Here is a 21,813-nt window from a genome sequence, read left to right on the forward strand (position 1 = left end):
CGGGGCCCGCACAGAATGCCCGGCGGGAGACACCTTGGCGAGGTCCCCGTGGAGTTCTCCCCGCAGTGCAGAACCACGACGACAAGGAACCGCATGACCGACCCGACCGACCTGTGCGCGCTCCTCGCCCGATCCGTCCGGTCGCACGCCGTCAGGACCGCCGTGCGGCAGGGCGGTGACCTGCTGACGTACGCCCAACTCGACGACATGGCGGCCCGGTTCGCCGCGCTGCTGCACGCCAAGGGGGTACGGGCGGGCGACCGCGTGGCGGTGGCGCTGCCCAACGTCCTCCACTTCCCCGTCGTGTACTACGGCATCCTGCGCGCCGGTGGCGTGGTGGTCCCGATGAATCCCCTGCTGAAGTCGGGGGAAATGGCGTTCGTGCTGCGCGACTGCGGGGCCCGGCTCGTGGTGGCCTCTCCGGCCTGCGCGGACGAGACCACGCCCGCGGTGGCGCAGGCCGGTGCGGAGTGCCTGGTCGCGGACGCCGCGGCCTTCGCCGCGCTGTCGCGCTCGACCGCTCCGGTGACCGGTTCGGCCGGTGGCGCCCGCGACGACACCGCGGTGATCCTGTACACCTCCGGCACCACAGGGACTCCCAAGGGGGCGGAGCTGACGCACGGAAACCTCGTGAGCAACGCGCTGACCACGGCGCGGACCCTGCTGCGCGTGGGGCCCGACGACGTCCTCTTCGGCGGCCTCCCGCTGTTCCACGCGTTCGGGCAGACCTGCGCCCTCAACTCCGCGGTCGCGGCGGGCTCCTGTCTGACGCTGCTGCCGCGCTTCGACGCGGCCGGAGCCCTGGCGACGCTGCGCCGCGACGAGGTGACCGTCTTCCTCGGCGTACCCACGATGTACACCGCACTCCTCCAGAACGGCATCGGGCAGCCCCTGCCGCGGCTGCGTCTCGCGGTGTCGGGCGGCGCCTCGCTGCCCGTCGAGCTGCTGCACACCGCCGAGCGGGACCTGGGCGTCACCGTCCTGGAGGGCTACGGCCTCTCGGAGACGTCTCCGGTCGCCTGCTTCAACCCGCCGGACCGGCCCCGCAAGGCCGGTTCCATCGGGCTCCCCGTGCACGGGGTCGAACTGCGGCTCGTCGCCGACGACGGTTCCGCCGTCGCCACCGGCCAGGTCGGCGAACTCGCGATCCGCGGCGAGAACGTCATGAAGGGCTACTGGAACCGGCCCGACGCCACCGCCCGGGCCTTCCAGGACGGCTGGTTCCTCAGCGGCGACCTCGCCCGCGTCGACGACGACGGCTACTACTTCATCGTCGACCGCAAGAAGGACCTCGTCATCCGCGGCGGCTACAACGTCTATCCGCGCGAGATCGAGGAGGTCCTCTACCAGCACCCGGACGTCGCCGAAGCAGCGGTGGTCGGCGTCCCCGACCCGGCACTCGGCGAGGAGATGGCCGCGGTCCTGGTCCTGCGCCCCGGCGCACACACCTCCCCGGACGAGCTGCGCTCCTACGTCAAGGAGCGGGTGGCGGCCTACAAGTACCCGCGGATCGTACGGATCATCGACGCACTGCCCAAGGGGGCCACGGGCAAGATCCTCAAGCGGGACATCGTGCTCTGAGTCATTGCTCCACGAAGTCCGCGGACAGGGCGCACAGCTTCCAGCCGTCCTTGGTCCTGCTCATCGTGCCGTTGTAGTCGATGTCCTTGACGTAGTGGCGGTACTTGGCGGGTACGCCCGTGAACGTCTCGTGGACGAGCATGGTGGCGCTGGTCGGGCTGGTCTGTGCGATGCCGACGATGGTGTTGTGGAAGCGCACGTTCTTCTTCCAGGGGCCCAGGTTCGGGTCGTAGGCGGGGGTGAACTCGGACACGAGCTTGTCCACGTTGCCCTTGATGCGGTCGCAGATGAGGGCGTCGACCTCGTCCCACTTCTCGGCGTTGGCGCCGTCGATCAGTCGGCGGGTGGCCAGGACGAGGGCGGGGTCGGCACTGCCGGAGGCCGGTGTGCCGACGGGGGTGTCGGGGGCGTTGAAGACCGGCGGCGGTGCGGGCAGCTCGTAACCGGCGGGAACGTGCCGCCGCAGCGAGCGGCGCCAGCTGCCGTCCTTGATCATCTGCTGGATCGCGGTCGTGATCTTCTGCTGGAGTGCGGCATCGCCCTTCTTCAGGCCGACTCCGTAACGCTCGCGCGTGAAGCGGTGGCCGACCACGCGCAGCTTGCCCGGATGCTGCGCCGCGTATCCGGCGAGGATGACGTCGTCGGTGGTGACCGCGTCCGCCTGGCGGGCGAGCAGCGCGTCGACGCACGCCGAGTAGGTCTCGCGGCTGATCAGGCGCGCCTCCGCGGCGAAGTCCCGCTTGATCTTCGCGGCCGATGTGGACCCGCTGGCGGTGCACACCGTACGGCCGTTGAGGGAGTCGGGGCCGGTGATGCCGCGGGGGTCGGAGCGCACCAGCAGGTCCTGGCCGGTGATGAAGTACGGCCCCGCGAAGGTGACGCGCTGTTTGCGCTCGGCGGTGATCGAGTAGCTGGCGACCGCGAAGTCGACGGCGCCGCTCTCGATCAACTCCTCACGGCGGTCGGACGGGGCCTGCTTCCAGGAGATGTGGTCAGGGGTGACCCCCAGCGACTTGGCGATGTACGTGGCCACGTCCACATCGAAACCTTCGGGTGCCCGGCCCGGGCGGCGCACCGCGAGTCCGGGCTGGTCGTACTTGATGCCGATCGTCAGGTGTCGGGGAGCGGGTGCCGGGTCGGCCGGGGCGGGTGCCGCGCTCAGGGCGAGTCCTGCGGCGGCGGCGAGGCCGAGCACGACAGCGGTCTGGGGCATACGGGCTCTCATGAGGGCTCCAGGGAAAGGGAATTGACGAGGGAACGGGCTACGCCGTCAGACCCTTGGGCCAGATGGTGGCGTAGGTGTCGCGGATGTCGTGGCAGGCGGCCACGAGGCGGGTGACGTCGTCGTCGGTGAGTGCGGAGTGCAGCGAGAACCGCACGAGGGTGCGGTTGTGGGGGACGGCGGGGGCGAAGAACATCGAGCCGAACACGCCGCGTTCCTCCAGGAGGTCGCGGACCTGGATGCCGCCGAGATCGGGTCCGGTCTGCAGGGACACGATCTGGCTCGCGGAACCCTGCAGGTCGTAGCCGAGCGCGCCGATCTCCCCGCGTACGTGCGCGGAGACCTCCCGCAGCCGGGTGCGCCGCCAGTCGTCGGCGCGGACGGCGTCGAGGGCGGCGGCGAGCCCGGCCACGTCGTGCGGAAGCAGGGTCGAGCTGAAGATCGCCGGGTACGACGCGAAGCGGAAGTAGTCGACGAACTGCGGGTCACCGCAGGCGACGAAGCCGGCCCGGCCAGCGAACGTCTTGGACAGACTGGCGACCTGGAAGTGCACCCGGTGGGCGAGCCCGAGCTGCGCCGTCAGGCCCTCGCCGTGTGCGCCGTGGGTGCCCAGGGAGTGGGACTCATCGACGACGAGGACGCAGCCGTTCTCCTCGGCGGCGTCGCAGATCTCCCCGAGCGGGCAGAGGCTGCCGTTGGAGCTGTAGACCGAGTCGACGCAGACCACTCCGGGCCCGTGCTCGGCGATCTTCCGGCGCAGATGTGCGGGGTCGTTGTGCCGGAACCCGTATACGGGTGCTCCGGCGTCGCGCGCGCCCTGCCACAGCGACATGTGGGCGAGCAGGTCGATGTAGACGGGCGTGGTGCGGTCGGCGATCGACTGCAGCAGGCCGAGATTGGCGTCCCAGCCGGACTGGCACAGGATCCCGGCGGACATGCCGAGGTGTACGGCTAGGGCGTGTTCCAGGCGGAGTTGAGGGTGGTCGCCGTGGAGCAGGACGCCGGAGGCGAGGATGCCGGTGCCCACGTCGGCGAGGCAGTCGGCCATCGCCTTGGCGATGCGCGGGTCGGCGGCGAGCGCCAGGTAGTCGTTGCTGGTGAGCAGGACGGAGTCCGGACCCGGGGTCCGGCCCCGCGTGATGATCTGGCCGCCCCACGTTCCGCGCACGCGTTCCTCGTGGAAGCGCACGACGCGCTCGCGCAGGGCGGCGGGCAGGACGGAAGCCGGGGGCGGTGCGGTGGTCTGGGGGGTGGCGAGGGCGCCTGAGTGTGCGGCCGAAACCATGCTCTGGAGGCTAGGCCGGACACCAGGCAAAAGGTCTCTGCACGGCGACACGTCAGGGTGATCGGCGAGGCGTGGAAGTGATCTTCCGGTGGGACAAGCGTCCGGTCCGCTGATGCGGTCACCGGCCGATGGGCCCGCCCGGTGGACCATGGGCCGCCGGGTCCGGCGCGCCCTGCCCCGGGAGCGTGCCGGTGTGAGAGAACGTCACGGTTCCCGGCTCCTCCCGGAGAGGCACAGCACGTGCACAGGCCCACGCGTCGGACGTACGCCACCACGGCGGCCGGTGCTCTCGTCGTCGCGCTCGTGACCTGCGCGCTGCTCCTCGCGCACCGGCCGCAGCAGTCGCGGGCGGACGATCCCATCAAGGTCGGGGTGCTGCACTCCCTCACCGGCAGCGTCGCCATCGCCGAGCGGCCCATCAACGACGCCACCCTGCTGGCCATCGACGAACTCAACCAGCAGGGCGGCCTGTTGGGACGCACCATCCAGCCGGTCATCGTGGACGGCCGCTCCGACTGGCCCACCTTCGGCGCGGGCGCCGAGCGGCTGCTCACGCAGGACCGGGTGAGCGCGGTCTTCGGCTGCTACACCTCGGCCAGCCGCAAACAGGTCGTCCCGATCTTCGAGAAGCACGACGGCGCGCTGTTCTACCCGACCTTCTACGAAGGCATCGAGTCCTCCCCGAACGTCGTCTACACCGGGGCCGCCCCGAACCAGCAGAGCATCCCCGGGGTGAAGTGGTTCATGGAGAACCGCGGCCGCAAGATCTTCCTCGTCGGCTCCGACTACATCTATCCGCGCGCCACGAACGCCGTCCTCAAGGCGCAGATCGCCTACCTCGGCGGGAAGGTGATCGGCGAGCGCTACATTCCCCTCGGTTCGTCGGACACCGCCGCCACGGTCCGCGCGATCACCGCGGCCCGGCCCGAGGTCATCGTCAGCACCATGGTCGGGGACAGCAACATCCCCTTCTTCAAGGAGCTGCGCGCCGCCGGGATCACTCCGCGTACCGTGCCCATCCTGAACCTGGTGATCGGGGAGGTGGAGCTGCAGTCGTTCGACGCCCGCACCATGGCCGGGGACTACGTCGCGCTCAACTACTTCCAGAGCCTCGACAATCCCGCCAACCGCCGCTTCGTGGCCGCCTTCAAGCACCGCTATGGGGCGAGCCGGGCGATCTCCGACCAGATGGAGGCCGCCTACACCAGCGTCCACCTGTGGGCACAGGCCGTCCGCAAGGCCGGCACCGCCGAACCGACCGCCGTACTCAAGGCGGTACGCGGGCAGTCCTACGACGCCCCCGGAGGACAGGTCTTCGTCGACGAGCAGAATCTGCACACCTGGAAGACCGCCCGCATCGGACAGATCCGCCCCGACGGCCAGGTCGATGTCGTCTGGGCCTCCGAGGCCCTGATCCACCCCATGCCGTACAGCATCTTCCGCACCACGCGGCACTGGCAGGACCTGGTGTCCTCGCTCTACACCCGCTGGGGCCGCAGCTGGCAGGCTCCGCCGCCCGAAAGCCCCGCCCCGCCTACCCCCAAGGGTGGTTGACGTGCCCCTCTGGCTCCAGGGACTGCTCGCAGTCGGCCTCGCGGTCGCCCTCGCGCACATGACGCTCTTCGCGGTGGGCCGTCTCTTCCCCGCCGACGAGAAGCGCTCCGTGGACAACACCATCATCAGTGCGGCGCTCGGCACGATCGGCGGCGCCTACGCCCTGCTTCTCTCCTTCACGATCTCGGTGGTCTGGCACAACTACGCCGACACCCAGGCGATCGTGGCCCGCGAGGCGAACGCCGTGGCCGACCTGGAGCGCATGTCCCGCGGCTTCTCCCTGCCCGTCCAGCGCGAGGTCCAGGACGCCTCCCGTACGTACATGAGGCTCACCGTCGACGAGGAGTGGCAGCTCCTCGCCCAGGGCCGCTCCAGCGTCCGCGCAGACGCGAGCCTGGTCGAACTCTGGCACGTCTACACGGAGATGCCGGACGCCGAGCGGTCCTCGTCGCTGTACTCGCAGTCCCTGACACGCCTCAACGAGATCGGCGACAACCGCCGCATGCGCCTCCTGACCGCCACCGAGTCGATCCCGACGGTGATCGTGTTCCTGCTGTACGCGGGCGCGGCGGTGACGATGACGCTGACCTGTCTCTACTCGATGAAGAGCAGACGCCTGCACCGCGTCCTGCTCACCTTCCTGGCCGCGATCCTCTCCTTCGGCCTGTTCCTGATCAGCTCCCTGGACCAGCCCTTCGGCACCAAGCTCCCGGTCTCCCCGGAACCGCTCAGATACGTGCTCGCGCACATGCAGCAACTGGAGTACTGACAGGCAGGGCCTGCAGTCGTCACTCCCCGGGCACCTATCCGAGGAACGACAGACGGACCTGACGGCGCGGATTGTCCTTGTTCGTGTCGACCAGGCACACCGACTGCCACGTCCCCAGCTCCAGGCTCCCGCCGACGACCGGCAGGGTCGCGTGGGGCGGGACCAGGGCCGGCAGGACGTGGTCGCGGCCGTGGCCGGGGCTGCCGTGGCGGTGCTGCCAGCGGTCGTCGGCGGGGAGCAGGGTGTGCAGCGCGGCGAGGAGGTCGTCGTCGCTGCCCGCGCCCGTCTCCAGGACCGCGATGCCCGCGGTGGCGTGCGGGACGAAGACGTTGAGGAGGCCGTCGCGCCCCGCCGCCACCTCCCGCAGGAAGCGTTCGCAGTCGTGTGTGAGGTCGACGACCGTCTCGGCCGAGCCGGTGTCGATGTGGAGGACCCGGGTGGTGAAGGCATCGGACATGGGACCATCCTCCCCCACCCCGCCTCCCATTCCGTGATACGAGGCGTCCGCCTTTCGAGACGCCATTGACCCTGCGTACGCGATCTGGCTACGTTCTGCGGCATGTTGCGTTCAGCCTTGCTCACCACGCGCGGTCACATCGACCTGCTGCGGGTGGCCTCCTCCGCGTGTCGTCGCGGCTGCTGACGCCCTCTCACCCGCTCTTCTTCTTGCCCGGCCGGTAGGCCCGCTCCCTCGCTCCCACGCGACACCCGTGTGCGTCACGCACCCGGCGTGCGCGCCCGAGCGTCGCCGACGCGCACCGCCCCGGCCCCCTCCCCCGCCGTGGAGCCCTCTTGAGCATCAGCCATGCCCCGCCGCATGCCTCGACCGACATTTCCGATATATCCAAGGATCAGAGTCCTCCCGATGACGCGACCGGTCCGCCCGGACCGGAACTCGTCCCCCTCGTCCCGTCCTCCAGCCGCCGCACCCTCGTCCCCCGCTGGCTGCGCCGCACCTCGGGCCCGCTCCTGCTGCTCGCCCTGTGGCAACTCCTCAGCGCCACCGGCGTGTTGAAGGCCGACGTGCTCGCCTCGCCGGGCACCATCGCACGCGTCGCCGGTGATCTGATCGGGGACGGGTCCCTGCCCTCCGCCATGGGCGTCTCGCTGCAGCGCGTCGCGGTCGGGCTGCTGTTCGGCACCGTCGTCGGCACCGCCCTCGCCCTGGTCTCCGGACTCTTCAGGATCGGCGAGGACCTCGTCGACGCCAGCGTGCAGATGCTGCGGACGGTGCCGTTCGTCGGGCTCATCCCGCTGTTCATCATCTGGTTCGGCATCGGCGAGGCACCCAAGATCGCCATCATCACCCTGGGCGTCTCCTTCCCCCTCTATCTCAACGTGTACGCGGGGATCCGGGGCGTGGACTCCCAGCTGATCGAGGCCGGGGAATCGCTCGGCCTCTCGCGCTGGGGCCTCGTGAGGCACGTCATCCTGCCCGGGGCGCTGCCCGGCGCCATGACGGGACTGCGCTACTCGCTGGGCATCGCCTGGCTCGCCCTCGTCTTCGCCGAGCAGATCAACGCCGACGCGGGCATCGGCTTCCTGATGGTCCAGGCCCGCGACTTCCTGCGCACCGACGTGATCGTCGTCTGCCTGATCGTCTACGCCTTCCTCGGCCTGATCGCCGACTTCATCGTCCGCACCCTCGAAAGGCTGCTGCTGCAATGGCGACCGACGTTCACCGGCCGGTGACCACCGCCGGGGCCACCACCCCTTCCGCCGTACGCGTCGACGGGCTGACCCGCGCCTTCGACGGCCGCGCCGTGATCGACCGGCTGCATCTCGACGTCAGGCCGGGCGAGTTCGTGGCCCTGCTCGGGCGCAGCGGCTGCGGAAAGTCCACGCTGCTTCGCATCCTCGCCGGGCTCGACCGCGACATCGAGGGCACCGTGCTCGTGCCGCGCCGCAAGGCCGTCGCCTTCCAGTCCCCGCGCCTGATGCCGTGGAAGCGGGTGTGGCGCAATGTGCTGCTCGGGCTGCCCGGCAAACCCCAACGGGACGTCGCGGAACAGGCGTTGGCGGAGGTCGGCCTCAAGCACCGCACGAACGCCTGGCCCAAGACGCTCTCCGGCGGCGAGGCCCAGCGCGCCTCGCTGGCCCGCGCCCTGGTGCGCGAGCCCGATCTGCTGCTGCTCGACGAGCCGTTCGGCGCGCTCGACGCGCTCACCCGCATCAAGGCGCAGCGCCTGGTCGACGAGTTGTGGCAGCGCCGCGGCTGCGCGGTGCTGCTCGTCACGCACGACGTGGAGGAGGCCGTGCTCCTCGCCGACCGGGTGCTCGTCATGGACAACGGCGTCATCGCGTACGAGAAGGAGATCGATCTGGACCGGCCGCGCGGCATCGCCGACCCCAGGTTCGCCGAGATCCGCGCGGATCTGCTGCATCGCCTGGGCGTGGAGGCGCCCGACGCCGCGGCACCGGCATCGGCTCCGTCTCCGTCTCCGTCTCCGGCGAAGGGACCCGCAACCGACGCCACGACGGACAACGGCTCCGACTCCAACTCCGTCGACGCGCCCACACACTCCGCCGCCTAGCCCCCTACCCCCCTCCCCGCTGCTCCCCTCCCCTCTCATGAACGGATCGCACACCACAGCCATGCGACGACCACGCCTCGCCCCAGCCGCCCTGCTCCTTCCCCTGGCCCTGCTGCTCGCCGCCTGCTCCGGCATCTCGTCCGCCGACTCCTCGTCGGGCGGTGGTGGCTCGATCGACGGCAAGGGGTCGCTCACCCTCAACGTCGGTGACCAGAAGGGGGGTTCGGAGGCGGTGCTGCGCGCGGCCGGGGAGCTCGACGACCTCACGTACAAGATTCACTGGTCGACATTCACCTCGGGGCCGCCCCTCCTCGAAGCCATCAACGCCAAGGCCGTGGACCTCGGTGCGGTCGGCAACACGCCGCCGGTCTTCGCGGCCGGCGCGGACTCGAAGATCTCCGTGGTGGCGGCGAGCCACGGCACGGCGACCGGCGAGGCGATCCTCGTCCCGAACGGCTCGCCCCTGAAGAAGACCGCCGACCTCAAGGGCAAGTCGGTGGCGGTGGCGCAGGGTTCGTCGGCCCACTACCAGCTCGTCGCGTCCCTCAAGGAGGCCGGGCTCGACTTCAAGGACATCAAGGTCAAGTATCTGCAGCCCGCCGACGCGCTCGCCGCGTTCACCGGCGGCAAGGTGGACGCCTGGGCCGTCTGGGACCCGTACACCTCGCAGATCCTGCAGCCGGGGAAGGGCCGGGTGCTGACCGACGGCGAGGGCGTGGTGAACGGTCTCAGCTTCCAGGTGGCGGCGCCGGGCGCCCTGAAGGACAAGAAGAAGTCCGCGGCGATCGCCGACTACCTCAAGCGGCTGCGCAGGGCTCAGGCCTGGGTCTACAAGCACCCGGAGGAGTGGGCGAAGGTCTGGGCGAAGGACACGGGCCTGCCGTACGAGGTCGCGCTCGCGTCGGTCAAGCGCAGCCACGGCACGCGCGTCCCGGTGGCGGTGGACAAGAACGTGATCACGTCCGAGCAGGACATCGCGGACACGTTCACCGAGCTCAAGCTGATCCCCCGCCGCGTCGACTTCGGCGACTACGTCGACACCCGCTTCAACGGCGGCCTGCCGCCCTCCACCACCGCGCCGCGCACCTACCGCAAGGAGAACTGAGCATGACCGTCCACCTGCACTGGTTCCTGCCGACCGGCGGCGACGGCCGCACCCTCGTCGACCGGCACGCCTACACCGACGGCGGCATCACCCGTTCCCGCGTCACTCCGGTGAGCGGTGTGCGGGCGCCCGACATCGAGTATCTCGCCCAGATCGCCAAGGCCGCCGAGCAGCTGGGCTTCGAGGCGGTGCTCACGCCGACCGGGACGTGGTGCGAGGACGCGTGGCTGACGACGGTGGCGCTCGCCCAGCACACGGAGCGGCTCAAGTTCCTCGTCGCGTTCCGTCCCGGCGTCATATCCCCGGTGCTCGCCGCGCAGATGGCGGCGACGTACCAGCGCATCACGCGTGGTCGGCTGCTCCTCAACGTGGTCACGGGCGGCGACTCGACCGAACAGCGCCGGTTCGGCGACCACTTGGACCACGATCGCCGCTATGCCCGCACCGACGAGTTCCTCTCGGTCGTACGAGGGGTGTGGAGCGGTCGCCCCTACGACTTCGACGGCGAGCACTACCAGGTGGAGGGCGGTCTGACGGCGCTGCCGCCCGACCCGTTGCCGGAGATCTTCTTCGGTGGCTCGTCGGCGGCCGCGGGGCCCGTCGCGGCGCGGCACTCGGATGTGTATCTCACCTGGGGCGAGCCGCCGGAGCAGGTCAAGCAGAAGATCGACTGGATCCGCGGGCTCGCGGAGCGGGAGGGGCGCACGGTCCGCTTCGGCATCCGGCTGCACACGATCTCCCGCGACTCGTCGGCCGAGGCGTGGGCGACCGCGAACCGGCTGCTCGACGATCTCGACCCGGACACCATCGCCGCCGCTCAGGAGGCGCTGGGCCGCAGTGAATCGGTGGGCCAGCAGCGGATGCTGGCGCTGCACGGCGGCTCCCGCGACAAGCTGGAGATCGCGCCCAACCTGTGGGCGGGCGTCGGCCTGGTGCGCGGCGGCGCGGGCACGGCGCTGGTCGGCAGCCACGCGGAGGTCGCCGACCGGATCGAGGAGTACCACGCGCTGGGCGTGGAGCACTTCGTACTGTCCGGCTACCCGCATCTGGAGGAGGCGTACTGGTTCGGCGAGGGCGTCATCCCGGACCTGGCGCACCGCGGGCTCCTGTCGCGCATTCCGGTCTCGCCCCTGGGCGGGGTGCCCGCGGCGAACGGGCGTCCGGCGTCCGCTCCGGGCGGCGCGCCGCTGCTGGTGGCCGGCGGACGCTGACGACGAACGGTTCCGGGCAGGCCCCAACTGCCCGGAACCGGGCCCATATTCCCCATGTAGCGTCCCATTTATGAACAGCGTGGTGAATACACCCTGATAAACGGAAACGCCGTATGCGATTGCGGACCCGGCCATCACAAAGCGTAACGTGTGGTCCAGCTCACACCAACAGCTGTAAAAGATCTTGATTGGGCATATCCACATCCCAGTTTCCCTGTGACACGATGCCAATGCGTTGGCACTGACCACCCGACTCGGGTGGTTGCAGTACGGCAAGTTGCTTCTCCAAAGTTTTGGGCTAGCCGTAATTCGGGGGAACCAAGCATGCCCGCAATGATTGTCATCGGATACCGGGACGACCTCGACCGGGCGCTGCGGAACAGAGGATTGAATCCCTTCTATATCGTGCAGTCGCCCGCGATCCCGCCCCAGGGCATCGACTTCACCGTCGTCACCGATATCGAGAACGCCCATGAGATTCTGCGCGCGGCACTCGCCGCGCGCATCGACGATGTCGCAGGTGTGCTCAGCGTCCATGAGATGGGCGTATTCGGGGCCGCCTATCTGCGACAGCAGCTGAACCTTCCAGGGAACTCGGATTCGAGGAAGGTTCTCGACTTCCGGGACAAGTACCTCCAGAAGAACGCCTTGCCGCCCCACATCAGGCGGGCCCGCTGCCGCTATGTGCCGCCCGGCACTTCATATGCGGACCTGGCCGCCGAGTTCGGGGACGTCTTCGTCATCAAGCCCGCGAACGGCGGCGGTTCTCTGCGTACGACGGTCGTGCGCTCCCCGGAGTTGTACGAACAGGCCCTGGGCCCCTTTCCCGACCGGTCGGACGTCGCGGTCGTCGCCGAATCCTTCATCGACGCCCCGGAGTTCTACGTCGACGGCGTCTGGGGCGAAGGGCGGCTTCAATGGTCGACCCTGGTCCGCTACCGCGCCTCGCCGCTGAGCGCCGCCCAGGGCGGCATCATGGCCGCGTACATCCTGGACAGGAGGCTGCACACGGCACTGTTCCAGCAGGCGGAGGCGCTCACGGAGCAGGTGCTCTCCAGTCTTGAGGCACCCGACTGCGTGTTCCATCTCGAAATCTTCGACGAGGCGGACGGGTTGACGTTCGGCGAGTGCGCCCTGCGGCTCTCCGGCGGCCTTTCTCCCCGGTGCAACGAATTGACGTTCGGGGTCAACCTCTTCGACATCGAGATCAGCCTCGCGCTCGGCGAGGGAGTTCCGCACATCCAGGCCGCGCAAACACCGGAACGCTTCCACGCGCACATCCTCCTCCGTTCATCGAGCAACGGCGGGGTGACCCGGGCCGATTTCGAGCGCAACTTCACCATCGACGAGATGGATTACCGCTCGTCGCCCGGTACCCGGGTGGGGCCCTACGGCATGGTCGGCTACGCCATCGTCTCCGACACGGACGAGGCGACGCTGCAGAAGAAGGTCGATGACATCGTGAGATTCAACGAGGCCTGCTGAGACGGTCGGCCCTTGACGCCTTGTCTCCTCGGCTGACGCCGGACTTCCTCGAACCAGTCCTGGCCGCCCTCTCCCTCATTTACCGACCACCGGGCCGTGCCGTAACGGACCGCGGCATCCCCCGGATTCACGCGGTCTCCCCTCACCCCGTCGTCGCCTCTCAGAACCGGAACATGCCAGACCCCGCATCCCGATGATGACGGATCGCCCGGCATCACATCCTTGGGCATGTTCATGGCCTTCGGCCGACGGCGCACCCACCGCGCGGAATCGAAGCAATCGCCCTCTCCCTTTCCCCGCTCTTTCCCTGCTTCTCCATCCTTTTCGATCGGAGGTCTTCGCCCCTATGCCGGATCACCGTTCTCTTTCGACGCTTCCGCACCTGCTGGAGCGCGCGGCCCGTGACACGTCACGAGGCATCACGTTCATCGGCGGCTCCTTCGTGCCGTACACCGAGCTGCGGGAGTGCGCAGGCCGGATCTCTCAAGGGCTGCGCGACTGCGGCACCTCGCCGGGCGACCGTGCGCTGATCGTCGCCGATGACCCCGAGAGCTTCTTCCGCGCCTTCTGGGGGTGCGTCCTCGCCGGTGTCGTGGCGTGTCCCGTCGCCCTGCCGGCCGACCCCGGCCGCCTGCACGCCCAACTGGAGTATCTGCGCGGCCTCTTGGACGACCCGTTGGTGGTCGTGTCCAAGGCGTCCCACGGAGACCTGCCGGACGTCGGGCTGCGCACGGCCACCGTGGAGGAGCTGAGCCACGCCTCGCCCGCGCGGATCCAGCCCCCCGGGCCCGCGTCCGACGACCTCGCCCTGCTGATGCTCACCTCCGGGTCCACCGGATCCAGCAAGGCCGTCCGGCTCACCCACGCCAATCTCCTCGCGGCGCAGGCAGGCAAGGCCGGGGCGCTCGAACTGGGGCCCGCCGACACCACGTTGAACTGGATCTCGACCGATCACATCGCCGCGATCGAGGCCCATCTGCTGCCGATGCTCACCGGCGCCGACCAGGTCATGACGGTCCCCGCGACCGTCCTTGCCGACCCCGTGGAGTTCCTCAGGATGCTCACGGCGCACCGGGTCAGGCTGACGTTCACCCCCAACTTCCTGTTCGGGCAGATCAATCAGGCGCTCGCCGGACGGCCCCTCTCACGGCAGGAGGTGGACCTTTCGCAGGTGCGGTACGTCATTTCGGGCGGCGAGGCCACGGTGACCGCGACCGCACGGGACTTCCTCGCCGCGCTCGCGCCGTACGGGCTGCGCGAGGACGCGATCGTGCCCGCGTTCGGGATGACCGAGACCTGCGCGGGCAGCGTGTTCAACCGCGACTTCGCCACCCGCGACGGGCGCACGGAGTTCCCTCCGCTGGGCCGCCCCGTGCAGGGCCTGCACATCCGCATAGCCGACGACAACGACACGGTCCTCGCCTCCACGGACCGGCCGGGCGTGACCGAGCCCGGAGAGGTGCAGCTGCGCGGCACGATGGTCACGTCCGGGTACTTCGCCAACGAGCGTGCCACCGCGCAGGCGTTCACCGCCGACGGCTGGTTCCGCACCGGCGACCTGGGCCACCTTGACGCCGAAGGGCGCCTCACGCTGGTCGGCCGTACCAAGGACTCCATCATCGTCAATGGCGTCAACTACTACAGCCACGACCTCGAAACCGTCCTCGACGAGCTCGGCGAGGTGCGGCGCGGGCAGGTCGCCGCCTTCCCCGTCCGGCCCGAAGGCGCCGATTCCGAACAGCTCGCCATCGCCTTCGTGCCCGCGGGCGATGCCGCCGACGACCTGACCGTGTACCAGGCGATCGTGGCGATCCGCAGCTCGACGGTGATGCACTGGGGGTTCCGGCCCCAACTCGTCCTGCCCGTCACCGTGTCGGACATCCCCCGCGGCAACCTCGGCAAGGTCCAGCGGTCCCGGCTGCGCGCGGCCGTCGAGGCGGGCGCCCTCGATGCGGCGGCCCGCAGGGCGGACGAGGTGAGCACCCGGTTCCTCGGCGGGTACGTGGCGCCGGAGGGAGACACCGAGACCGCGCTCGCCGCCATCTACGCCCGCGCACTGGGCATCGCGAAGGTGCCGGTGACCGCCAGCTTCTTCGATCTGGGCGGCACCTCCCTCGACGTACTGCGCCTCAAGCTGGAGATCCAGAACGGGTTCGGCATCGACGACGTACCGATGTCGACGCTCCTTCAGGCGCCGTCCGTCCGCGCGCTGGCCGCCCGGCTCACCGCAGGGCAGGACACCGACGGCGACTCCGCCTACGATCCGCTCGTGCCCCTTCAAGTCACCGGCGAGGGAACGCCGTTGTTCTGCGTCCACCCCGGACTCGGCGAGGTCCTCGTCTTCATCAATCTCGCCAAGTACTTCACCGGGGAGCGGCCGTTCTACGCGCTGCGGGCGCGCGGGTTCGGGCAGGGCGAGACGCACTTCGCGTCGTTCGACGAGATGGTCTCCACCTATGTGGACGCGATCCGGCGGGTGCAGCCCAGGGGGCCCTATGCTGTCGCCGGGTACTCGTACGGCGGCGCCGTCGCCTTCGAGATCGCGAAACGCCTGGAGGCCGACGGCGACGAGGTCGGGTTCGTCGGCGTCTTCAACCTGCCGCCGAGCATCTCGGGCCGCATGAACGAGATCACCTTCACCGACGGCGCGATCAACCTCGCGCTGTTCCTCGAACTCATCGACGCCGCCGACATCGAGGCCCTGACCGCACGGCTGCGCCCCCTGCCCGAAGCCGACCAGCTGGCCCACCTCATCGAGAACGCACCCCAGCGGCGACTGACCGAACTGGACCTCACCGTCGAGCGGTTCACCGCCTGGGTGCACCTGGCCCAGAACATGGTGCACCTGGGCCGCACCTACGAACCGTCGGGAACGGTCGCCCAGGCGCACGTCTTCTACTGCACACCCCTCAAGGGCACCAAGCAGGAATGGCTGGACAACCAGCTGCGGCACTGGGACGACTTCACACGCCGCCCCACCACGTTCATCGAGGTCGACGGGGAGCACTACACCCTGATGAGCCCGCAGCACGTGCGGACCTTCCAGACCACACTGCGCCGCGAACTGGACCGCGCACTGGGCCAGTAGGCCCCGTAGCACCCCGCCAGGACGGACACACTCGGCTAAGGACGGAAACCAACGTATGCAAGGCAAGAAGATTCTCGTCACCGGAGGCACCGGCCAGGTCGCACGGCCCGTCGCCGAAGCGCTCGCCCCCGACAACGAAGTGTGGTGCCTGGGCCGGTTCGGCGACCGGGCCGCGCGCAAGGACCTGGAGGAGCGCGGCGCCCACACCTTCACCTGGGACATGGCCGCCGGTGAACTGGACGGCCTGCCGGACGACTTCACCCATGTGCTGCACTCCGCGGTGCACCGGGGCGACGGCACGGACTTCGACACGACCGCACGCGTCAACGCCGCCGGCACCGCCCGGCTGATGACGCACTGCGCCACGGCCGAGGCGTTCCTGTACGTCTCCTCCGGGGTGGTCTACAACCGGGCCGACCGCACCCATCGGTACCGCGAGACCGACCCGCTCGGCGGCGCGGCGCCCTGGCTGCCGACGTACCCCGTCGCGAAGCTGTCCGCGGAGGGCGTGGTGCGGGGCCTGAGCGAGGCACTCGCGCTGCCGTCCGTGATCGCCCGGCTCAACATCGCCTACGGGGTGCACGGCCACGGCGGCGTACCCATGATCCTGTTCAACCAGATGCGCGAGGGACGGGCCTGCGCGGTGCCCCGGGAGGGGCAGAACTACTGCAATCTCCTGCACGTCGACGACCTCGTCCGCCAGGTGCCGTTGCTGTGGGAGGCCGCGCGGGCGCCCGCGCGCGTCCTGAACTGGGGCGGTGACGAGGAGGTCGGCATCACCGACCTCCTGGAGTACATGTCGGCGCTCACGGGTGTACCGGTCCGGCTCGACCGCGGCGACCTCAGCCGGGAGACGGCCGTCTTCGACCACTCCGCCCGCCGCGCCCTGATCGGCGACTGCACCGTCGGCTGGCAGGCCGGAATCGCCCGCACCATGGCCGAGTTGTTCGAGGAGTACCGCGACCGCATCGAGGAGTACGTCGACGCGCACGCGGCCGGGACGTCCCTCGCCCAGCCCGCCGGCGATCGGGGTTAGCATGCGCAGGCCCGTGGACATCGACGCGCTCCAGCGGGTGCTGTGCGCGGCACTCGGCACCGACGCACCCGTGGGCGCACCGGCCCAACTCCTCCAGGACATCGGCGCGTTCACCGCTCTGGACCCCGCGGTGGCCGACCGCCCCACCCTCGTCGGCGGCGCGGCGCTGCACGGCCCGACGAGCCCGGCCCCCACGCCCCAGGCCCTCGACGCGCTCGTCCGGCGTGCCCAGGCGCTGGACGTACCCCAGATCCTCGTGCCCCACGTGCGCCGCACCGACGACACGGGCGCGCTGCGGGCGGCCGGTTTCGTGCCCGTCGCCGCCGACAGCGAGTGCGTCGTGCGGCTCACCGAGGACGTGGACGGACTCCTGCGCGCCCGCGTCGGGCCCGACCGGCTCCGCGAGCTGCGCGCCCGCCACGACGAGGTGTCCCGTGACGTCACCTGGCAGCGGATCCCGCTGGGCGAGCTCGCGGCACATCCCTCGGCGGGCGACGCCTTCGCCGGACTGCACGGGCGCGCTGCCGGGGGCCGCCACCATCCGTACGACGCCGACGCCCTCGACGCACTGGCGCGGAGCCCGCTGGCGGACCGCACCGAACTGCTCGTGCGCCGCCGCGAGGACACCGTCGTCCAGGTCGCGCTCCTGGTGGAGGCGCACAACGGCCAAGGGGTCTACCTCCTCGCGCACGCCGTCGACCCCGACGATCCCGGGGCGCGCAACGACCTCTACGCGGCGACCGTGTACCGCCTGTGCCACGACGCCCGGCACTCCGGACTCGGGTGGGTCCACCTCGGACCGGGGGACGCCGCCCGCCAACGGCGCCTGGGAGCCGACCTGTTCGTCCCCCTCGACCACTGGCTGCGCGCCCCGGGCCTGCCACCCACGGACGCAGAAGGCGAGCCTGCGCTGTCGCGCTTCGCGACGGAGCCCGTCACGACCGTGCCGGTCCCCGGCCCGGCCCGCTTCCGCCGCCAGCCGCGGTTCGACACGATCGACCTGTCGAGCAACACCAACCCGTTCCTGGGCGCCGACGGAATCTATCCGCACCTCGACACGACCGAACTCGCCGAGACCTATCTGTCGACGATCGCGCAGCTCCCCGGCCACGAGGGCGTCGGCAAGCTGAGCGCCGAGCATCTGCTGTTCTCCAGCGGGTCGGTCGACGGCGCCATGCTGCTCCTCGTGGCGCTCGCCTCGCCCGGCGAGACCGTCTGCGTCACACCGCCCACCTTCCCGCTGTACGCCCACTTCGCCCGCGTCCTGCGCCTGCCCGTCGTCGACGTCCCGCTGGGCGGCGACGATCTCTCCGGCCTCGACACCGAGCGGATCCTGGCCGCCGACCCGCGGGTGACCTTCCTGTGCGATCCGAACAACCCCGCGGGAACCAGGCTCGAACGGGCACAGGTGCTCGACCTCGTGACGCGCACCCGCGGCCTCGTGGTGATCGACGAGGCGTACGCCGAGTTCAGCGACAGCCCCTCGTACGCCGGTCTGGTCGCCCGGCACGACAACCTCATCGTGCTCAGGACCCTCTCGAAGGGCTGGAGACTCGCGGGCGCGCGCTGCGGGATCGCCCTGGCCGAGCCCGGCCTCGTCGACGCGCTGCGCAGGGTGCAGGTGCCCTTCGGGTTCACCGACGCGTCCCAGCGGGCCGCGCGGGACCGGCTCACCAACTCCCACGAGGCGCTCGACAGCATCCGGCGCATCCGTGCCGAACGCGACCGGACGGCCGCGGCGCTCGCCGAACATCCCGCGGTGGAGCGGGTGTTCCCCTCCGAGACCAACTTCCTGCTGGTCCGCCTGCACAAGCACGAGCGCGTGATGGAGCAGTTCCGCGCCGCGGGGATCGTCGTCGCCGACACCGGCCATGTCGTCCCCGGCACCTGCCGCGTCTCGATCGGCGACCGCCGCGCGAACGACACGCTGCTCCAGGCCCTCTCCGCGGAGACGTGAGGGCACGCCGTCCGTCCGGCAGGCACACCCCACCCGAAAGGAACCCGTTCGTGGGCCACGATTCCCCCGCCGACCGCCCCTTCACCAGCACCGTCGTCGCCGAAGGGTTCAACCGCTGGAGTCCCCCGCTGCACCAGGAGTTCGCCGACAACACCCACAACGACCGGATCGGCCAGACACTCCTCAAGGAAACCGATCTGGTCCGCGTCTGGGAGACCCACCTGGGCCCCGGCGAGCGCATCCCCGTCCACCGGCACGTACTCGACTACGCCTGGACGGCACTCACCGACGGCCGTGCCCGCCAGCACTCCGGCGACGGCGCCAGCCGCGAGATCTCCTTCGTCCGCGGGCACACCCTCCATTTCCGTCTCTCCGAAGGACGCCACCATCTGCACGACCTCAAGAACATCGGCGACGAGGTCCTGTCGTTCCTGACGGTCGAGACGAAGGCCACCGAGCCGAAGGCCGCCGGGTCGGAGGGCGGCGGGTCGGAGGGCGGCGGGCGGGCCTGACATCCCTTGGCCGGTGCGGGAAGATCTCCGACCCCGACGTGGTTAGTAGAAACGTGAACGACATCGGGGTACAAGACGCGGCCGCCCGAGCGGCGGTACAGGACGTGGACGTCGTCGTCATCGGCGCCGGGCAGGCGGGCCTGTCCAGCGCCCACCACCTGCGACGGGTCGGCCTCGAGCCGGACCGCGACTTCGTGGTCCTCGACCACGCGCCCCGGCCCGGCGGCGCCTGGCAGTTCCGCTGGCCCTCCCTGACGTACGCCAAGGTGCACGGCATGCACGCGCTCCCCGGCATGGAGCTGACGGACGCGGACCCCTCGCGCCCGTCGTCGGAGGTCATCGGGGAGTACTTCGAGAAGTACGAGCGCCGCTTCGACCTGCGGGTACGGCGGCCCGTCGACGTGCACAAGGTCCGCGAGGGCGACGGCGGACGGCTGCTCGTCGAGACCTCGGCGGGCACCTGGTCGACCCGCGCGCTGATCAACGCGACGGGCACCTGGGACCGGCCGTTCTGGCCGCGCTACCCCGGCCAGGAGACGTTCCGCGGGCGGCAGTTGCACACCGCGATCTACCCGGGGCCCGAGGCGTTCACGGGACAGCGGGTGATCGTCGTGGGCGGCGGCGCGTCCGGCACCCAGCATCTGATGGAGATCGCCCCGTACGCGGCCGCGACCACCTGGGTCACCCGGCGCGAGCCGGTGTTCCGCGAGGGCCCCTTCACCGAGGACTGGGGGCGCTCGGCGGTCGCGATGGTCGAGGACCGCGTACGCCAGGGGCTTCCGCCGCGCAGCGTGGTGTCGGTGACGGGGCTGCCCGTGAACGACGCGATCCGGCAGGCACGGGCCGACGGGGTCCTCGACCGGCTCCCGATGTTCGACCGGATCACGCCGAGCGGCGTCGAGTGGGACGACGGGCGCCGCGTCGACGCGGACGTCATCCTCTGGGCGACGGGTTTCCGCCCCGCCATCGAGCACCTCGCGCCGCTGCGGCTGCGCGAGTCGGGCGGCGGCATCCGGATGGACGGCACGAGGGCCGCCGCCGACCCACGCGTCCACCTCGTCGGATATGGCCCCTCCGCCTCGACCGTCGGCGCCAATCGCGCGGGCCGCGCGGCGGTGCGCGAGATCCAGCGGCTGCTGGCGGGGGCGCCGGTCGCGGCGTGAGACTGACCTAGGGCACGTACAAGGTGTAGAGCAGCCGGTCGGGCATGACCGGCGGGGTGCCCTGCAGCACGCCCGTGGTGGCGTGGTCCACGAGCCCCCGCTTCACTTGCGCCGGTGTGTCCGTGGGCCGGAAGCCCAGATGGAGTGCGGCCGCACCGGCCGCGTGCGCGGTGGCCATCGACGTGCCGCTGAGCGTCGCGGTGGCGGTGTCGCTGCCGTTCCAGGCCGAGGGGATCTGGGCGCCGGGCGCGAACAGGGAGACGCAACGGCCGTAGTTGGAGGAGGACGTCACGCGGTCGTTGCGGTCGCTGCCGCCGACGCTGATCGTCTCGGCCACCCGGGACGGCGAGCTGGCACAGGCGCCGCCCTCCTGCCCGGAGCTGCCCGCCGACACGGTGTACGTGACCCCGGAGCGGATGGAGTTGCGCACGGCCGTGTCGAGGACCTCACTCGCCCCGCCGCCGAGGCTCATGTTCGCCACCGAGGGCCCGGACGCGTTCTTCGTCACCCAGTCGACGCCCGCGACGACCCCTGAAGTGGTGCCGGAACCCTGGCAGTTGAGCACCCGCACCGCCACCAGCTTGGCCTTCTTGGCCACTCCGTACGTCGTGCCCGCGGCGACGCCGCCCACGTGGGTGCCGTGCCCGTTGCAGTCGTTGCCGTTCTGGCCGTCCCCCACGGTGTCGACGCCGACCGAGGCGCGGCCGCCGAACTCCGTGTGGGTGGTGCGCAGTCCGGTGTCGATGACGTACACGCTCACGCCGGGCGCAGTGGTGCGGTACGTGTACGTGGTGGACAGCGGGAGGCGCCGCTGGTCGATCCGGTCGAGGCCCCAGGGCGCGTTCGGCTGGGTCGTGTCGGCCGCCGCGGCATCGACCGTGACCCGGGTGTCCTGGTGGACGGCCGCGACGCGCGGATCGGCGGTCATCCGTGCCGCCTGCTCCCGGCTCATCCGCGCGGAGAAGCCGTGCAGCGCCGACCGGTACACATGGCCGAGCCGGGCCCCTTCGGCCCGGCCCACCAGCTCCCGCGCCACGGCGGGCACGCCGGTCCCGGTGGCCGTCGCACGCTCCTTCAGTACGACGATCCAGCTGTCCGGCACGGCGACCTCGGAGCCGCGCGCGAGCCGCAGCTCCCCGGCGGAACCGCCGGACGAGGCATGGCCTGCGGGGGTGACGCCGAGCTGGAGTCCTGCGGCTATCAGCGCGGCGGGCAGCAGCACCGCTGCCGTCCGCCGGCGGGAGGGCATTCTCATTCCCGGTGCACCTGAACCTTTCGTCGACCGGTTGACCGGTTGGCCAGGGATGGGGT

18 protein-coding genes are annotated in these 21,813 nt (G+C 70.6%); 14 read left to right on the forward strand and 4 right to left on the reverse strand.

Features of this window, described 5'->3' with window-relative positions; all coding sequences use genetic code 11:
• Window positions 1-93 precede the first annotated feature (93 nt).
• The gene (locus ACFWZ2_RS23930) at window positions 94-1,581 is read left to right on the forward strand and encodes a long-chain fatty acid--CoA ligase (RefSeq protein ID WP_384548802.1); all 1,488 of its coding nucleotides are present in this window, start codon (window positions 94-96) and stop codon (window positions 1,579-1,581) included.
• 1 nt (window position 1,582) lies between these two features.
• On the opposite strand, the gene ACFWZ2_RS23935 is transcribed toward ACFWZ2_RS23930, so the two are convergent.
• Together ACFWZ2_RS23935 and cqsA are read right to left on the reverse strand one after the other, a co-directional pair.
• Entirely contained in the window at window positions 1,583-2,794 is a 1,212-nt protein-coding gene (locus ACFWZ2_RS23935; protein ID WP_384548804.1) for a glutamate ABC transporter substrate-binding protein, read from the reverse strand.
• Between the two features lie 49 nt (window positions 2,795-2,843).
• Window positions 2,844-4,088, reverse strand: a complete 1,245-nt coding sequence (cqsA, locus tag ACFWZ2_RS23940) for an alpha-hydroxyketone-type quorum-sensing autoinducer synthase (RefSeq protein ID WP_384548806.1) — start codon at window positions 4,086-4,088, stop codon at window positions 2,844-2,846.
• 240 nt (window positions 4,089-4,328) lie between these two features.
• Between cqsA and ACFWZ2_RS23945 the strand changes: the two genes are divergently transcribed.
• Window positions 4,329-5,642 (forward strand): urea ABC transporter substrate-binding protein, encoded by a 1,314-nt coding sequence (locus tag ACFWZ2_RS23945; protein WP_384548808.1) that lies wholly within the window; start codon window positions 4,329-4,331, stop codon window positions 5,640-5,642.
• Window position 5,643: 1 nt separating this feature from the next.
• On the forward strand, window positions 5,644-6,411 hold the full coding sequence (locus tag ACFWZ2_RS23950) for a hypothetical protein (protein WP_384548810.1): 768 nt from the start codon (window positions 5,644-5,646) through the stop codon (window positions 6,409-6,411).
• A gap of 34 nt (window positions 6,412-6,445) precedes the next feature.
• On the opposite strand, the gene ACFWZ2_RS23955 is transcribed toward ACFWZ2_RS23950, so the two are convergent.
• Window positions 6,446-6,868, reverse strand: a complete 423-nt coding sequence (locus tag ACFWZ2_RS23955; RefSeq protein ID WP_384548812.1) for a YjbQ family protein — start codon at window positions 6,866-6,868, stop codon at window positions 6,446-6,448.
• Window positions 6,869-6,970: 102 nt separating this feature from the next.
• Here ACFWZ2_RS23955 and ACFWZ2_RS23960 point away from each other — a divergent pair, with 102 nt between their 5' ends.
• The 11 genes from ACFWZ2_RS23960 to ACFWZ2_RS24010 all read left to right on the forward strand — a co-directional run bounded on the left by ACFWZ2_RS23960 (window position 6,971) and on the right by ACFWZ2_RS24010 (window position 20,502).
• Window positions 6,971-7,054 carry a putative leader peptide gene (locus ACFWZ2_RS23960; RefSeq protein WP_355809829.1) on the forward strand — a complete coding sequence of 28 codons (84 nt, stop codon included), beginning with the start codon at window positions 6,971-6,973 and terminating at the stop codon, window positions 7,052-7,054.
• Window positions 7,055-7,203: 149 nt separating this feature from the next.
• Complete coding sequence (locus ACFWZ2_RS23965) at window positions 7,204-8,103, forward strand: ABC transporter permease (protein WP_384548814.1); 900 nt, start codon at window positions 7,204-7,206, stop codon at window positions 8,101-8,103.
• Window positions 8,076-8,945, forward strand: a complete 870-nt coding sequence (locus ACFWZ2_RS23970; RefSeq protein ID WP_384548816.1) for an ABC transporter ATP-binding protein — start codon at window positions 8,076-8,078, stop codon at window positions 8,943-8,945. The genes ACFWZ2_RS23965 and ACFWZ2_RS23970 overlap by 28 nt, the downstream gene beginning before the upstream one ends.
• A gap of 61 nt (window positions 8,946-9,006) precedes the next feature.
• Window positions 9,007-10,050 (forward strand): ABC transporter substrate-binding protein, encoded by a 1,044-nt coding sequence (locus tag ACFWZ2_RS23975; protein ID WP_384548818.1) that lies wholly within the window; start codon window positions 9,007-9,009, stop codon window positions 10,048-10,050.
• Window positions 10,051-10,052: 2 nt separating this feature from the next.
• Window positions 10,053-11,261, forward strand: a complete 1,209-nt coding sequence (locus ACFWZ2_RS23980) for an LLM class flavin-dependent oxidoreductase (protein ID WP_384548820.1) — start codon at window positions 10,053-10,055, stop codon at window positions 11,259-11,261.
• Between the two features lie 324 nt (window positions 11,262-11,585).
• The gene (locus ACFWZ2_RS23985; protein WP_384548822.1) at window positions 11,586-12,746 is read left to right on the forward strand and encodes an acetyl-CoA carboxylase biotin carboxylase subunit family protein; all 1,161 of its coding nucleotides are present in this window, start codon (window positions 11,586-11,588) and stop codon (window positions 12,744-12,746) included.
• Between the two features lie 346 nt (window positions 12,747-13,092).
• Window positions 13,093-15,834 carry an alpha/beta fold hydrolase gene (locus ACFWZ2_RS23990; RefSeq protein ID WP_384548824.1) on the forward strand — a complete coding sequence of 914 codons (2,742 nt, stop codon included), beginning with the start codon at window positions 13,093-13,095 and terminating at the stop codon, window positions 15,832-15,834.
• A gap of 55 nt (window positions 15,835-15,889) precedes the next feature.
• Window positions 15,890-16,870 (forward strand): NAD-dependent epimerase/dehydratase family protein, encoded by a 981-nt coding sequence (locus tag ACFWZ2_RS23995; RefSeq protein ID WP_384548826.1) that lies wholly within the window; start codon window positions 15,890-15,892, stop codon window positions 16,868-16,870.
• 1 nt (window position 16,871) lies between these two features.
• A complete protein-coding gene (locus ACFWZ2_RS24000) occupies window positions 16,872-18,827 on the forward strand; it encodes an aminotransferase class I/II-fold pyridoxal phosphate-dependent enzyme (RefSeq protein ID WP_384548828.1) in 1,956 nt (651 codons plus the stop codon).
• A gap of 50 nt (window positions 18,828-18,877) precedes the next feature.
• Window positions 18,878-19,339 carry a hypothetical protein gene (locus ACFWZ2_RS24005; protein ID WP_384548830.1) on the forward strand — a complete coding sequence of 154 codons (462 nt, stop codon included), beginning with the start codon at window positions 18,878-18,880 and terminating at the stop codon, window positions 19,337-19,339.
• Window positions 19,340-19,392: 53 nt separating this feature from the next.
• Entirely contained in the window at window positions 19,393-20,502 is a 1,110-nt protein-coding gene (locus ACFWZ2_RS24010) for an NAD(P)-binding domain-containing protein (protein ID WP_384548832.1), read from the forward strand.
• Between the two features lie 7 nt (window positions 20,503-20,509).
• On the opposite strand, the gene ACFWZ2_RS24015 is transcribed toward ACFWZ2_RS24010, so the two are convergent.
• On the reverse strand, window positions 20,510-21,757 hold the full coding sequence (locus tag ACFWZ2_RS24015; RefSeq protein ID WP_384548834.1) for a S8 family peptidase: 1,248 nt from the start codon (window positions 21,755-21,757) through the stop codon (window positions 20,510-20,512).
• Window positions 21,758-21,813: the final 56 nt, after the last annotated feature.

The sequence above is a fragment of the Streptomyces sp. NPDC059002 genome (genome assembly GCF_042740435.1).
In the GTDB taxonomy this organism is placed as follows: Bacteria; Actinomycetota; Actinomycetes; order Streptomycetales; family Streptomycetaceae; genus Streptomyces.